The organism is Candidatus Paceibacterota bacterium, assembly GCA_035546035.1.
Taxonomy (GTDB): Bacteria; Patescibacteriota; Minisyncoccia; order Phycocordibacterales; family UBA6065; genus UBA6065.
In genome coordinates this window covers 1-14,924 of the sequence record DASZXC010000008.1, presented here as the reverse complement: position 1 = coordinate 14,924, position 14,924 = coordinate 1, and the positions used below count along the sequence as shown (strand labels likewise).

11 protein-coding genes and 2 rRNA genes are annotated in these 14,924 nt (G+C 52.7%); all 13 read left to right on the top strand.

The window, feature by feature from the left end:
- Positions 1–57: 57 nt before the first annotated feature.
- The 13 genes from VHE10_01335 (at position 58) to rrf (ending at position 14,739) form a co-directional block, all read left to right on the top strand.
- A complete protein-coding gene (locus tag VHE10_01335; protein HVU06415.1) occupies positions 58–1,059 on the top strand; it encodes a hypothetical protein in 1,002 nt (333 codons plus the stop codon).
- Between the two features lie 45 nt (positions 1,060–1,104).
- Positions 1,105–2,379 carry a lamin tail domain-containing protein gene (locus VHE10_01330; GenBank protein ID HVU06414.1) on the top strand — a complete coding sequence of 425 codons (1,275 nt, stop codon included), beginning with the start codon at positions 1,105–1,107 and terminating at the stop codon, positions 2,377–2,379.
- A gap of 35 nt (positions 2,380–2,414) precedes the next feature.
- Complete coding sequence (locus VHE10_01325; protein ID HVU06413.1) at positions 2,415–2,546, top strand: hypothetical protein; 132 nt, start codon at positions 2,415–2,417, stop codon at positions 2,544–2,546.
- Between the two features lie 199 nt (positions 2,547–2,745).
- Entirely contained in the window at positions 2,746–4,992 is a 2,247-nt protein-coding gene (locus tag VHE10_01320) for a hypothetical protein (protein ID HVU06412.1), read from the top strand.
- On the top strand, positions 4,983–6,281 hold the full coding sequence (locus VHE10_01315) for a S41 family peptidase (GenBank protein HVU06411.1): 1,299 nt from the start codon (positions 4,983–4,985) through the stop codon (positions 6,279–6,281). Before VHE10_01320 ends, VHE10_01315 begins: the two co-directional genes overlap by 10 nt.
- Before the next feature lie 213 nt (positions 6,282–6,494).
- A complete protein-coding gene (gene rplJ, locus VHE10_01310; protein ID HVU06410.1) occupies positions 6,495–7,013 on the top strand; it encodes a 50S ribosomal protein L10 in 519 nt (172 codons plus the stop codon).
- A 22-nt stretch (positions 7,014–7,035) separates the two neighbouring features.
- Positions 7,036–7,416 (top strand): 50S ribosomal protein L7/L12, encoded by a 381-nt coding sequence (rplL, locus tag VHE10_01305; GenBank protein ID HVU06409.1) that lies wholly within the window; start codon positions 7,036–7,038, stop codon positions 7,414–7,416.
- 112 nt (positions 7,417–7,528) lie between these two features.
- On the top strand, positions 7,529–8,152 hold the full coding sequence (locus VHE10_01300) for a hypothetical protein (GenBank protein HVU06408.1): 624 nt from the start codon (positions 7,529–7,531) through the stop codon (positions 8,150–8,152).
- Positions 8,153–8,258: 106 nt separating this feature from the next.
- Positions 8,259–8,948, top strand: a complete 690-nt coding sequence (locus VHE10_01295; protein ID HVU06407.1) for a hypothetical protein — start codon at positions 8,259–8,261, stop codon at positions 8,946–8,948.
- 99 nt (positions 8,949–9,047) lie between these two features.
- Positions 9,048–9,449, top strand: a complete 402-nt coding sequence (locus VHE10_01290; protein HVU06406.1) for a DoxX family protein — start codon at positions 9,048–9,050, stop codon at positions 9,447–9,449.
- 86 nt (positions 9,450–9,535) lie between these two features.
- A complete protein-coding gene (locus VHE10_01285) occupies positions 9,536–10,834 on the top strand; it encodes a hypothetical protein (protein ID HVU06405.1) in 1,299 nt (432 codons plus the stop codon).
- 424 nt (positions 10,835–11,258) lie between these two features.
- A 23S ribosomal RNA gene (locus VHE10_01280) occupies positions 11,259–14,561 on the top strand.
- 63 nt (positions 14,562–14,624) lie between these two features.
- A 5S ribosomal RNA gene (gene rrf, locus VHE10_01275) occupies positions 14,625–14,739 on the top strand.
- Positions 14,740–14,924 lie beyond the last annotated feature (185 nt).

The following is a 14,924-nucleotide window of genomic DNA, read 5'->3' as shown; positions in this document are numbered from 1 at the left end:
TCGGCAAAAGCCGCATCGCAAGATGCGGCTTTTGTGTTGTATGGATATAATGAATCCATGAAGAACAGGCTTTCCGCGCAGAGAGGATTCATCATGAAGATCGCACTCATCGTCGTCATGGTCTGCGTCATTTTCATCGTCCTCGCATCGGCAGCGAAATACGTGCCGACGAATATCGGCGGAGGAGGCAGCATCAATTCGCCGGGCGGATACGGCCAGACGAGCGGCGGCAACAACCCGCTTCTGGGCTTCCTCGACGGCGGGTCGGGGGGCACGGGCGGCGGATCGAGTTACGGCTCCGGAGGCAATTCGGACGACATCCCCGCGGGGCAGCGATCGGCATACGCGGGCAGAGTGTCGCTCGGCATGGGAAATGCGAGCTATTCTATACAGCCGTTCGAAGAATACGTGACGCTCCAGAACTACGGCCAGACGTCGGTTGACATCACGGGTTGGACGCTGACCAACGGCAAGGGAACCCGTCCGATCCAGACAAGCCAGAACAGCTACATATATCCGACGGCGGATTCGGCGACGATCGGGCAGGGCACGCAGTTCCTCGATCCGTCGGGATCGTTCCAGGTCGGGCATATCCTTTTGGCGGCGGGCGATACGGCCGTCGTTACGACGGGTCAGGCTTTTTCCCAATTCCCTTATTCCATTTCTACCTCGTTCCGCGAGAATATCTGCGAAGGATACCTGAAGAACTATCCATTCGAGCCGGCCCTCGAGCAGCGCTGCCCGTATCCGACGAACGACCCGGCTATAAACACGGTGACGAGCGAATGCTATGACTATATGCAGTCTTTGAACCGTTGCGAGGATCCGTACAAATACGACAAGACCAATTATGACCTGCAGACGGCGCAGTGCAGGGCATTCATGGCGGGGCGATTAAGCTATCCCGCCTGCGTGGCGGTCCACAGGAACGACGCGGGCTTTTCCCTGAAAAAGTGGCGCATATTCTTGGGCAAAGGGAGGGAATTGTGGGCGGCGAACAAAGAGACTATTACTTTGTATGATGTTTCCGGTTTGATTGTCGACCGTATAAGTTATTAAATTTCCCTCACTCTCTCTTAAGAGTCCGCATGCGAACATGTTTCCATGCGGACTCTTTCTTATCGTAAAAAATATCCGGCGAAATTTTCCGACACGGCGGCGTGGAGACTCATGCTTTTCGTTTGGCTTTTTGCGTCTATACCTCTAGGTGTTTCAGCGGCCGCGGCGATAACCGAAATCATGTATGACGCGCCGGGAACCGATTCCGGCAGGGAATGGGTCGAAGTACAGAATACCGGATCGGAATCCGTAGACCTTTCAACATGGAGATTCGTCGAGGGCGGCGTAAATCACAAGATTTCCGTGATCGGCGAATCGCTTCTCCCGGCAGGCGGATTCGCAGTCATCGCTGACAATCCTGATAAGTTCAAGATCGATAATCCGGGATTTTCAGGACTTCTTTTCGACAGCGCTTTTTCCTTGAGCAATGAAGGCGAGACGATCAGCATTGATGATGATACGGGCGTATCTATGGATAGCGTCTCTTATGATCCAATGATTGGCGCTGCCGGTGACGGAAATACCTTGCAGAAAACAGGAACAGGAGAGTGGATCGCCGCTGCCGTATCGGTCGGATCGGTGACGATCGCAACGGAATCCGCGGCTCCTCCCGCTGAAGAAGGCGGAAGTACCGATGATCAATCAGGCGATTCCATGGGCTCAGACAGCGGAAGCTCTTCATCGTCTGGTGATTCGGATACCTCGGCTCATAGCAGTCAGGAGGTCGCCAACACTTCCTATGACGCTCCTCAATTCGAAGTGACCGCAGGAAGACCGCGCATAGGCTTCGTCGGCGCGCCGCTCTCCTTTGAAGCAAAGGTAAAGAAGTCGAAAGACGTTGCCGTCGGTTCTGGCCTGCGAAGCGTATGGACGATGGGGGACGGGTCGCTTCTCATCGGACAGATCGTTTCGCATGCATATCAGTATCCTGGCGATTATATCGTGATTACGAATACTGATTATGGAGGATTCCACGCTGTCGCCAAGGTGAAGGTCAGGATAATCGAACCCTCCATAGCGCTATCCCTTTTACCTGGACGGATGCTGCTGTCGAATCAAGGTAAAGGAGAAGTGAATATCGGCGGATTTATCCTTGAAGACTCTGAAAAGAGGTTCGCATTCCCTCAAGACACGATTATTCTCCCGCTTTCATCCATTGAGATCCCTCTCGATATGGTCAATATCGACTCACCCAAGGATTTCATCCGCATAGCAAATCCGTCAGGAAAAGTGATCGCCCAGACGTCGGTTCAACCTTATGCAGGAGATCTCACTCTCGAAGAGGTGAGATCCCGTCTCATAAGAGCGCTCGAGAAATGATTTATAAGCCTTACCAAGAATGCTACTATGAAGCCATGTTCGACAAAGATTTCTTTAGATTCGCTCTCGGCCTCGGCGCTATCATCCTGGCGTCTCTCGGTATCCTCTATATCACCGGACATTTTCAGGAAAAAGGAGAATCAGCGCAGACTGCGACCGTACGGTAGTCATTTTCTCCGTCCCCTCCTTCTTATTATATGTGCTTGGTCATGGGCCGATTTTGCTCATGCTTCGACAGTAATCGCTGACGAGACTCTCGCTTCTTCCACTTCATGGATAAAGGAGGGAAGTCCTTATATATTAGATCGAGGCCTCAATATCCCGGAGGACTTAACGCTCTCAATCGAACCCGGAGTCGAGGTCCGTATGGCCGACGGCTTTTTCCTCGATGCGCTCGGCAATATCGAGGCTCGTGGAACTGCCGAAGAGCCGATTGTCTTTACATCGAATTCTCAAAATCCCATTGCCGGGGATTGGGAAGATCCGATCATCATAGACGCAGGTTCCCAAAGCATCTTTTCTCACGTGGTCGTCGAATATGGAGGCGAGCATTCCTGTCATACCGGCTGCACTGATCTGCCGATGATCCTTGTGAGGGGCAATCTGTCGGTAACGTATTCTACATTCAACGCGCCCGCATGGGCAGCTCTGTCCGTAGAATCTACGGGAGTCCTTAGAATCACCGATTCGCTCTTTCTTAATGGAAAAGAAGGGGTGCATATCGAAGGAGGCGATATCTCTATACAGAACTCGAGTTTCATCGGTATAGAGAATGGGGTCGATGTGCTCTCTGCCTACGCTGGAACTGTTACGGCAATTAACAATTGGTGGGGAGACCAGTCAGGGCCGAGATATAGCGATAATATTGCAGGCATAGGGTCATGGATCTTTCCGCGAACCGATTTTTTCCCATGGCTCACATATTCTCCCGATGTCGGAGCGACTTCAACCGAAAAAACGGCTGCGTTAGAGCAGAATCTCGGAGAGTCCTCTCTTAAAAGGCCGGTCGTCATCGTTCCTGGTATCCTCGGCTCATTTCAATTAGGAACTAAATGGATTTTAGATCCCGTCTTCCATACATACGACGGACTCGTGACCGTGCTTGAGAGGGTCGGCTACGGGACCTCGACCCTTTTTACCTTTCCGTATGATTGGAGAAGATCGAACGTGGATACAGGCAATGCTCTAAAAGATAGGATCGAGGAGATAAAACATATCTGCGGCTGCCCGAAAGTAGACGTCGTCGCTCACTCGATGGGAGGTCTCGCGGTCAGATCGTACATAGAATCCGTCGATTACAGAAACGACGTGGCCGATCTTATATTCCTTGGCACTCCCCAGCACGGCGCTCCTTTGGCATATCTTATGGCTGAAGGAGGGGAGATGGGCAGTAATTCTCTGTGGGACAGGGTGCTTAAAATCCTCATCGATCTCTATGCCCGGGCACATGGATATAAGGGTGCTTTGAGCTATATGCGAAGCGGCGAAGTTCCTTCCGTAAGTGAGCTTCTGCCCATATACGGATATATCGATACGACTGATTACAATAAGCCGGCCTTCTATCCTGACGGCTATCCGGCGAATCTTTTCCTTGAGAATCTCGATCGAAATAAAAACTCTTTAAGCAATCCATCATTGAGGGTAGGCAATATCGTCGGGAATAGCGGTACGAATACTCTTTCGATCATCACCGCGGACAAGGGCGCGACGACCTCTGAAAAATGGATGCATGGAACGCCGATCGGTTTTGAATATGATCTCGGCGATGGCACGGTGCCTATGCGGAGCGCCTTTCTTTATATGGGGTCAGATACGCCGATCGCATCGACTCATTCTGAATTGCCTGACAAGGCGGCATCGCTCGTCTTGGATATGCTCGGCGCGACGACTACGCCTATCTCTTCATCAGGTCCGTTTTTTATGCCTCGAGATATCCTCATTATATCTATGCATTCTCCGGCGAAGATGAGCGTCCTATCTCCGGTAGGAGAAGATGCCCTCGATACTCCGGGAGTATTTTATTCAGGCGATGACGCTGAAATCCACTTCATATCTATCCCTGATCCAATAGACGGAACATATGAAATCGAAGTTCAAGGCACTGGATATGGTGAATATACCGTCGAGACCGAGTCTGTCTCCGATGCAACCTCGTCTTTTTCAAGTTTTACTGATCAGATCACGCCCAGCGAAAGTAGAAGCCTGGAATTGAAAATTATTGATGGTGCGGTGCAGGGAATTGAAGAAAGAGGGACCTCGGCGGAAGCGCCTGCTCCGCCAGTCCCAACGGATACGGAGCCAGGTGCGGCGTTGAGGCCTATGCCACCAAGCAGAAAAGCTCTTGTCGCTATGCCTAGCGCAACTTCTGATACTATTCACGACAATTCTCACGAAAAGGTCGTGATTTTTACCAACGACGTGGAAGAAGATAATGAAAAGCCTGCGAATGCATCCATTTCCGCGGCCATAATTTCAAGGACCGCGCCGTCTTTCTGGTATACTGAAGCCTATAAGCTCGCGTGCACAATACTGACTAAACTCTTTTCTTCGCTCCGGGCCATATGCTTCTGCCTCCTTCGAGGAATTACTAATGCCCCCTCTACATGTCATTGAAACGTATCGTCGTTATTGTCCTTTCTCTCGCACTTGCCGGCGGTGCCGTGTTCGCAACGCTCCACAGCCTGAATTCTCGCGCCGCTGAAGCGACATATAAAACTCCTGAAGAATCCGACCCATACGTGCGTTTCGGTATGGAAGCGTACGACAAGATCCGCGAGAATTACTGGGCTTCGACGACGGAAGAGCAGGTGGCGGACCATTTCCAGCTTTCGCTCCAGAAAGCCCTGAATAGCCCCGTCGTGCCGCTTCTCGCGACTCGCAACCGCGTCGGGACGGCAGAAATGCTCAAGACCGCGATCGATGCCGCGACGTCCACTGCCGCAAAAAAGCAGATGGTCGTGGATACGCTCATCATCGCTCTCTATAACCTGCAGCCCGTGGGGCATGGGCAGCTCCTTTCCGCCGTACAGGAAACCGAACTGCGCCAGGGGGTAAGCAATATCCATCCGGAGAAGAATCTCTATCAGGACCTCGGCTTGGCCGCAGGCGCGAGCGCCGAAGACGTGAACAAAGCAGCAGAGGAAAAGCAGAAGGTCCTTGCCGCAGAAGCCAAGACATCGTCCGAAGCGCGAAAGGAGCTCGAACAGGTGTCGTATGCAAAGGAGGTGCTCGCCAATCCGAATACCAAAGACCTCTATGACGCGGGCGGTATAGAGCCGACGGTCAAAAGCAAAGCGGTAGGGAAGACGCTTTACGTGAGCATTTCAAGCATATCGCCGACGACGTTCATCGAATTCGGTAGGACGATCCTGTCAGCGACGACTACGCCCGGCCTATCGAGTATGATCATAGACCTTCGCGGCAATCTGGGCGGATCGCTCGACTTCGCGGCCGCATTCGTCGGGCTTTTCATAGGAGAGAATCAGTACGCATATGACCTGTACCATCAGGGCGAATACAAGCCGCAGCGCACGACCGCGCCGAAATTCGCCGAGCTCGGACGATACAAAGAGATCGCCATATTGACCGATGGGGCGAGCCAGTCGACGGCTGAAGTGACGACCGCCGCCATGAAGCGCCTCGGCCTCGCGCATTCGGTCGGGGAAACGACGCGCGGATGGGGCACCGTCGAGAATACGTTTCCGATCGAGACCGTCATCGATCCGAGCGAGAGATACTCGATGCTCCTCGTTCACAGCCTTACGCTCCGCGACGACAATCAGCCTGTCGAATCGAACGGCGTCGTGCCCGACGTTTCCATAAAAGATCCGAATTGGAAGAGCGAGCTTTCGACCTATTTCCGTTCGACGGATCTGATCGCGGCCGTAAAATCCGTATTTTGACAGAATCGCCGATTTTGGTAGTATGGATTCCGAAAGGCCGGAGAAAGCGCGGCGGCTCGAAAGAGCCATAATCCTAGGGGCGAAAGCCCGGGCAAGCCCGCTCGAGGTCGAATTCAGCGTCGCGCTCTGCGCGCGCTGATCTCAACTCCTCCGCCATAGTTCATGGGAACTTCCGGCGGCCTTTTATTTATAAGCAGGTAAAGCATTGAAATAATGCCAATCACCAAAGACAAGAAGAAGGAGCTCGTCAAAGAGCTCGAAGCTGTCTTGAAGGATTCTAAGGGCGCGGTCTTCGTAGGCTTCAAAGGCCTCAAGGTGAACGACGCTAACAAGATGCGCTTGGCTTTCAAAGCCCAGGGCGTCGGTTACATCGTAGCCAAGAAGACTCTCCTCAACCGAGCTCTCGACGCGGCAAAGATCGAAGGCGCAAAGCCTGACATGGCCGGCGAAGTCGCAGTCGCATACGCGACCGAAAATCTCGCTTCGTCCCGAGAAGTCGGCGGATTCCTCAAGAAGAACAAGGGCATGCTCTCCATCCTCGGCGGTATTTTCGAAGGAAAGTACATCTCGAAGGACGAGGTCGTGACCTACAGCTCGATCCCAAGCAGGGAGACGCTCTATGCCCAGATCGTCAATCTCTTCAATTCTCCTATCCAGCGCAGCGTCATCGCGATCAGCGAGATAGCGAAGAAGAAGGGAACGGCGGCTCCGGCAGAGACCCCGGCGGCATAATTACTCAAATTATAAAAATCATATGGCAGACACCCCAGCAAAGTTCAAGGCAATCGTCGACGGTCTCGAGACGATGTCGGTTCTCGACCTTCACGAGCTCGTGAAGCACCTCGAGGAGAAGTTCGGCGTATCCGCAGCGGCGGTAGCGGCAGCTCCGGCAGCCGGCGCAGCAGCAGCGGGCGGCGAAGAGAAGTCTACGTTCACCGTAGAGCTCAAGGACGGCGGCGCTTCGAAGATCAACGTCATCAAGGTCGTTAAGGAGGCCCTCGGCCTCGGCCTCAAGGAGGCTAAGGATCTCGTCGACGGCGCTCCGAAGGTTCTCAAGGAAGGCGTCAAAAAAGAGGACGCAGAGAAGCTCAAGAAGGATATCGAGGCGGCAGGCGGAAAGGTCGAACTTAAGTAAGACCGCGCACAATATAAAATCACCCCGCTGAGTGCTGGGTGATTTTATATTGTGCGGGGGTTCTCTGTTGAGGTATACTTCGTCCGTACTAACCGCTTAACTCCACGACCTCATGACCATACTCTCAAACCTTCTCGGCAGCGAGCTCCGCGTACGGATGATGAGGCTTTTCCTCTTTAATCCGGACAGGGAATTCGATGCGAGCGAGATCGTCGCGAAGACGGGCGAGAAGCCGAGGGACATAGAAAAAGAGGCGGCGGCATTCGTGAAAATGGGCCTCTTGAAGAAAGTCCGCGCCGTCCGCATCATAAAAATAAAGAAGGGCAGGCAGGTAATAGAGAAAAGGGCCAAAGTCCGTGCATTCGCCCTCGATCATCGCTTTAAATATCGCGAAGCGCTTGCGGATTTCCTCCTCAAGACCCATTCGCTCGAAAACAGAGCCGTCATCAAGAGGCTCGAGAAAGCCGGCCGCATCAAAGCCGTCGTCGTGTCGGGGATATTCACGGGAAATACGGACAGCCGCCTCGACCTCTTCGTCGTGGGCGATAACGTCAAGAATTCCTCTATGGACCGGATCGTAAAGGGGATAGAGTCCGATATGGGCAAGGATATACGCTATACGGTGCTTTCAGGCCCTGATTATGCATACCGCGTATCCATGAATGATAAGCTCGTGCGCGACGTCATCGATTTTCCGCATATGGTCTTGCTCGACAAGATCGGAATAGCCCGCTAAACAAGGCCGTTTCTTTATCCCCAAGCCTTGCGCTTGCGGGATTTTTAATTGCTATAATTATTGAGGTTAAATTATTAGGCATTATTCCGTTAATCTTTTAAGTTTTATGGTACTTCAAGCATGGGGAAACTCGGTTACGGGCGCTTTCCAGGGCATCTGGGCAGGCACCGCTTCCATTCTTCCTAATCTGCTCGCGGCCATCGTCATTTTCGTCATTGGCTGGATCGTCGGCGCTCTCATCGGTCGCCTCATCGCTCATCTCATCCGCTCGATAAAGCTCGACGCGGCCCTTGAGCAGGCCGGCTTTGGATCGGTAGTAAAGAGGGCGGGCTTCTCGCTCAACTCGGGCGCCTTCATCGGCGGCCTCGTCGAGTGGTTCATCATCGTAGCCTTCCTCGTCGCTTCGTTCGAAGTCCTCGGCCTCAATCAGGTCAACGTCTTCCTCCAGAGCGTCGTATTGCTCTATCTCCCGCAGGTGATAGTGGCGGTCCTCATCCTCCTCGTCTCCGTCGTCATCGCTGACGCGCTTTCGAAGGTCGTCTCCGGCTCGGCTCGCGCTACCGGCGTGAGGTCGGCCAACTTCCTCGGTGCCGTCACGAAATGGGCTATCTGGATCTTCGGCCTCCTTACCGCGCTCGTGCAGCTCGGCATCGCGGTCACCTTCATCCAGACGCTCTTCACCGGAGTCGTCGTAGCGCTCTCGCTCGCATTCGGTCTCGCATTCGGTCTGGGCGGCCAGAACGCCGCGGCTCACTGGATCGAGAGGACGCGCGAGGAGATCAAGTCCCGCGAATAGTCTCTGCTTGAGAAGGGGAATAAGGCGCCGCTCCTGTCAGGAGCGGCGCCTTTCCTTTTCTGATATCATATATGCATTACAAGCAGCTTATTTTTGTCTATGAACAGCAAGCGCGCGGATATTATCAGCCTCATTGTACGCCTCATCATCGGCGGTATATTCATTTTCGCGGGATGGGTGAAGGCCTCGGATATGACTATGACCTTGGGCTTCTTCAGCCAGCTCGGCCTTCCTTCGTTCCTCGCGTACGTGATCTCGTATGCTGAGATCCTCGGCGGCATCGCCCTCGTTATAGGCCTTTGGACCGAGCTCGCTTCTACGGGCCTGGCCATCATCATGATCGGCGCGACGTATTACAGCTACCAGATGGCTCCTGCTATGAATATGCCCGTATCCCAGGCCATTATGCCGACTATCGCCATATTCGCGGCCGCGCTCTCGCTTATCGCGACCGGAGCAGGCCGTTTTTCGGTTGCCGGACGTACTAACAAGGGGGTATAGACAATCCCCTATAGAGGAGTAGAGTTTGGATGAAGGCTCTTTAATACCAAAGGGTCACAAACCATACATAACAAAGGAGGTTAGTCGTGAATTCGCAATTTCGCGTCCTTACGGCAGTCCTCTGGGCTGTCTTCGGACTCTCTGCCGCGAAAGCGGCGGACGCTCTCAAGGGGGCGGTCGTACAGCTGCCCCCTTTCATTGTCTGGGAATCCGCGGGAGAAAAGCCGTGGCTCTATGTTTCCACTGACGACTTCGAGGTTATCTCGAACTGCAATAAGCGCCTGACGGAAAGCTTCGTTGAACAGATCGCCCGCAAGGTGAAGATGCTCGACGAATTTATCCCTAAAGGCCTTCAGACGAGATCCCCGGTCCGATCTATCATCATCCTCGTCGACGAGTCGTTCGAAAAGACGATGGCTCGCGAGATGGTGAAGGACCTGGAGTCGGGATCGAGGCCTGACGGGGGAAACAGCCGCTTGCTGCAGATGCCCCAGATGACGCTTTTCGACGGAGACGTCTCCGCCATGATCTGCGTCATCGATAGCGACATCGTCACCTACGGCAACCTCGGCCTTACTCCGGAATACGTCCTGAACGCGCTCCGGTTCCGCAAGCCTGCGCTCCCGCTCTGGTACGCCTACGGGTCTTACAGCCTGTTCGGCCGCATCAACTGGAACGCGGCGTCGTCCGTCACCCTGCCTCCGATGGTCTGGACGGCGAAGGCGCGGGAGCTCATGCCTTTGAGGGATTTCTTCGCCTGCTCTCCCGAGCCGGGAACCGACCGCGCCGCGATGTGGCTGCTCGAGTCCGAGCTCTTCATCCACTGGGCGTTCGACGGGCCGCAGGCGCGACGCGAGTCGCTCTGGCGATTCATCGACCTCTCTTCGAAGGAGCCTCTTACCGAGAGCTTGTTCGCGCAGTGCTTCGGCAAGGGTTACGACGAGATGAACTCGGAGCTCGCGCTCTATCGCAAGAAAGCGATGTCGTCTGCGGCTACGATCGTCCGGTCCGGATCGGTCTATGGGTTCGCAAGGTCCCGTCCCGCGACGCCGGAGGAAGTCTTTCGCGTCAAAGGCGAATGGGGCCGGCTCGAAACGGCCTATGTCAGGTCGGTATATCCGGATCTGGCGGACCGGTATGTCGCGACGACGAGCTCGATGCTCGACCGAGCGTACGAAAACGGGGTGCGCAGCCCCGAGTTCGCCGCGGTATCGGGACTCTACCGGTTCGAGAACGGCGATTTCCTCGCGGCACGGCCTCTTCTGGAGGCTGCGGCCGCCGCCGAAATCTCTCGGCCGAGCGTTTACCGCGCTCTTGCCGAGATCGCCCGGAGACAGGCCGGCACCAGGCTCGGAGGGTCTGAGATAACGTTGGTACAACCTTAGCCCGGTTTATAGGGCTTAACAGGGCTTCTGAATTATTCAGAAGCCCTTTTTGCTCGAAGATGCTTGACTCTTTTAAGGCCGTGAGTATACTTAGCCTTACCTCTGAATATGTTGATTACCCTTATGAAAGCGCGCGTCGAGTAGGCCATTCATTTGGCCCTGTTCCGATGCCGCTCTCACCGAGCGGTTTTTCTTTTCAGGGGGCGCTGTTTTTTGAAAACATAGTGGAGGATTTTAAAGAATCCTTCCGAATTCCGTCCGTGACGCAAGGGTCAGGTCGACCCGTCAATCAAGACACGAGGCGGTTCCCTCTATTTGTTAGCTCAATTAGAGGGATAAACCATCTCTTTACCAAAAGAGATGGGCAACAGGTAAAAATGAATTGTAATTCATTGAGAGAAAGTTAAGTGGTTTTTAAATTTCCTAATAGGAAATTTAAGGGCGTATGGTGGATGCCTTGGCTTCTGAGAAGCGATGAAGGACGTTGTGTAGCGACGATATGATCGGGGAGCCGCTGAACAGGCTTCGATCCGGTCGTTTCCGAATGAGGAAACTCCTCTTATAGAGATATAGGAGACGCATGCGCTTGACGCATGCGAGCGCACCCTGGGAAGTAAAACATTTCAGTACCAGGAGGAAGAGAAAACAATTCTGACGTATGTCAGAAACATTTCCTTAGTAGTGGCGAGCGAAAGGGAAACAGCCCAAACTCGATCTTAATCGCGATACGTATCGCAAGATGCGCAGCGCGATTAAGATCGGGGGTAGTAAGGTGATGATGCGGCTATTTATAGTCGAAAGAGTTACAAAGTTTTTTGGTAGCGTAATCGTCTGGAAAGACGGACCCCAGAGGGTGATAGTCCCGTGCGCGAAATCAAAAGATCTCTTTTATCGTCATTCTTGAGTACCTCAGGACACGAATAGCTTGAGGGAATCCGGCGGAACTAACCGCTAAGGCTAAATATTCCAGAAGACCGATAGTGAACTAGTACCGTGAGGGAAAGGTGAAAAGCATCCCGGAGAGGGAGGTGAAATAGAACTGAAACCATACGCTTACAAGGAGTGGGAGCGGTAGCAATACCGTCACCGCGTGCCTATTGAAGAATGAGCCAACGAGTTTTAGCGTGCTGCAAGGCTAAGGGCTTGAATGCCCGGAGCCGCAGGGAAACCGAGTGTGAATAGCGCGACAAAGTAGTACGTTAAAGACCCGAAGCCGGGTGAGCTTGCCATGTGCAGGTTGAACCTCGTGGAAACACGAGGGGAGGACCGAACGCTAGAGACGTGCAATACTCTGCGATGACATGTGGTACGGAGTGATAAGCTCATCGAACTCGGTAATAGCTGGTTCTCTCCGAAATATGTTTAGGCATAGCGTCGTATGTTCCCAGAGGGGGTAGAGCACTGGAAGATCTCGACAGGTCGAAAGATCGCGAGACCTATCAAACTCCGAATACCTCTGGTTAAAAATACGGCAGTAAGTCCGTGGGGGCTAAGCTCCATTGGACAAAAGGGAAACAGCCCGAATCTCAATTTAAGGTCCCAAAATTCATGCTAAGTACAAGGGAGGTGGTGGATCTTCTCTGACGGTGAGGATGTTGGCTTAGAAGCAGCCATCATTTAAAGAAAGCGTAACAGCTCACTCACTTAGAGGGTCTGCGCCGCAGATGATCGGGGTTAAAGCATGATACCGAAACTGAGGGCTTAACGTTGCTTCGGCATCGTTATGCGGTAGGAGAGTATTCTCTTCAGCGACGAAGGCAAAGGGGCGACCCATGCTGGAGCGTAGAGAAGTAAGAATGTTGGCACAAGTAACCACAATGCGGATGAGATATCCGCACGCCGAAAGATTAAGGTTTCCTTCGCAATGGACTTCAGCGAAGGGTTAGTCGGGCCTAAGGGGATGGCGAAAGCCGTACCTGATGGACACAGGGTTAATATTCCCTGACTCACAGCCGGTGCGACGGGATGACGGAGCACAGTATGCGTAGCCCCTTATTGGATTGGGGTCTTTGGTCAGAGGGCGATTGCCAGGAAAATCCGGCAGTCTGCGTTTAATCGCGAGCCTAAGGACAGGAGAGAAGGCATGGCTTGCCATGTTGAATTACGCAAAGCGGGCTTTCAAGAAAAGTCTCTAAGCACAACCGGAGGTGATCCGTACCGAAAACCGAAACAGGTGATCACGTCGAGAAGACGAAGGCGAACGAGTGAAGGTAGTTCAAGGAACTCGGCAAAAAAGCAGCCGTAAGTTAGCAATAAGGCTTGCCTCATATTCATTTATGAGGCCGCAGCTAAAGTCTGCCTGGCGACTGTTTATCAAAAACACAGCTCCCTGCGAACTCGTAAGAGGATGTATAGGGGGTGACACTTGACCAATGCCAGAAGGTCAACCATCGGCGGTGCGATCATATCAAGCTGACTGGTGTAAGCCCTGGTGAATGTCGGCGGTAACTATAACCGTCCTAAGGTAGCGCAATTCCTTGTCAGGTAAGTTCTGACGCGTTGAATAGTGTAACGTCTGGGCAACTGTCTCGAACTACAGCTCGGTGAAAATACAATACCGGTGAAGATGCCGGTTACCTGCAGTTAGACGAAAAGACCCTAGAAGCTTTACTACAGCTTGATATTGAGCATACGATTGCGATGCGTAGCGTAGCGGTGAGGGATTGAAGGGCGCTTTCGGGCAGCCTGGACCCAACAATGAAACAGCCGTCTTCGCCGTTGTATGTTCTAACCCCGAGGGCAAAAACCGCGGGAGACAGTATCTGGTGGGTAGTTTTAGTGGGGCGCTATCCTCCTAAAAAGTAACGGAGGAGCCTATTAAGGTAAGTTAGCCGCGAATGGAAACCGTGGCGATAGTGTATGGGCATAAACTTGCTTAACTGTAAGACGTACTTGTCGAGCAGATGCGAAAGCAGAGCTAAGTGAACCGACGGATCGCATTAGATGCGGCCGGAGATTATCGGACAAAAGCTACTCTAGGGATAACAGGCTCGTTCCGCCTAAGAGTTCATATCGACGGCGGAGTTCGGCACCTTAACAAATCGGGGTGCCATGGAAGCAATTTCATGAGTCGTATTGCCATAACGGGTGTAGGAGCCCGCGGCGATATAAAAAATTTGGCTTATATCGGTGGACTCCATGTAAATCGAACAGGTTACATGGACAATACCGAGGGAAGTCCGGCTTGCAAGAGCCGTGACCCCGTAGAGACTTGCTCCTTTAGGGAGCGGAGCGGTCGCGCGGAGCGACTGCTAAGACGCCAACTCCTCTCGAAAGAGGGGATGAAGATATAGTCCAATCCTTCCGGTAACGGAAGAAAGTGTCGGTACAATGACAGCGATGTCGGCTCGTCTTATCCTGGGGCTGGAGAAGGTCCCAAGGGTTTGGCTGTTCGCCAATTAAAGCGGTACGCGAGTTGGGTTCAAAACGTCGTGAGACAGTTTGGTCCCTATCTGTTGCGGGCGTAGGAATTTTGAGAGGAGTTGCTTCTAGTACGAGAGGACCGAAGTGAACGAACCAATGGTGTGCCGGTTGTAGCGCCAGCTGCATAGCCGGGTAGCTATGTTCGGAAAGGATAAGCGTTGAAAGCATCTAAACGCCAAGCCTCCCTCAAGATAAGAATTCCCAATGAGACCCCATGAAGATCACATGGTTGATAGGTTGGGTGTGTAAGTGCAGTGATGCATTTAGCTAAACAATACTAATCGGTCCACTGACTTAACTTATTTTTTCTAGTCATCTTTAAGAGCCGATTCAAATGAATAAGAAATGCCTGTAATTGAAAATCTTTTCTGGTGGCCATAGAGAGGGGGAAATACCTGATCCCATCCCGAACTCAGAAGTCAAGACCCTCGTCGCCGATGGTACTAGTCGCAAGAGACTGGGAGAGTAGGTAGCTGCCAGATTTTTCCTTCGCCCTGGTTAGACCAATCTAATCAGGGCTTTTTTATTTCCCTTATTCTCTGTTGTTGGGGCGTGTTGCATAACCTTTATACATCTTAAGAGATCGAAATTGAATATTTAACCACTGAAGTTTTAGAAATACAGAGTCATTTTTCCCGTGTCTTTTCAAAACAGGATATTTCTCCAC

Bases quoted from the DNA above. Each gene is read 5' to 3' on its own strand.
- VHE10_01325 (HVU06413.1), top strand. From the start codon at position 2,415: ATGTTCGACAAAGATTTCTTTAGATTCGCTCTCGGCCTCGGCGCTATC.
- VHE10_01300 (HVU06408.1), top strand. From the start codon at position 7,529: ATGACCATACTCTCAAACCTTCTCGGCAGCGAGCTCCGCGTACGGATG.
- VHE10_01320 (HVU06412.1), top strand. From the start codon at position 2,746: ATGGCCGACGGCTTTTTCCTCGATGCGCTCGGCAATATCGAGGCTCGT.
- rplJ (HVU06410.1), top strand. From the start codon at position 6,495: ATGCCAATCACCAAAGACAAGAAGAAGGAGCTCGTCAAAGAGCTCGAA.
- VHE10_01295 (HVU06407.1), top strand. From the start codon at position 8,259: ATGGTACTTCAAGCATGGGGAAACTCGGTTACGGGCGCTTTCCAGGGC.
- VHE10_01335 (HVU06415.1), top strand. From the start codon at position 58: ATGAAGAACAGGCTTTCCGCGCAGAGAGGATTCATCATGAAGATCGCA.
- VHE10_01290 (HVU06406.1), top strand. From the start codon at position 9,048: ATGAACAGCAAGCGCGCGGATATTATCAGCCTCATTGTACGCCTCATC.
- VHE10_01315 (HVU06411.1), top strand. From the start codon at position 4,983: ATGTCATTGAAACGTATCGTCGTTATTGTCCTTTCTCTCGCACTTGCC.
- VHE10_01330 (HVU06414.1), top strand. From the start codon at position 1,105: ATGCGGACTCTTTCTTATCGTAAAAAATATCCGGCGAAATTTTCCGAC.
- rplL (HVU06409.1), top strand. From the start codon at position 7,036: ATGGCAGACACCCCAGCAAAGTTCAAGGCAATCGTCGACGGTCTCGAG.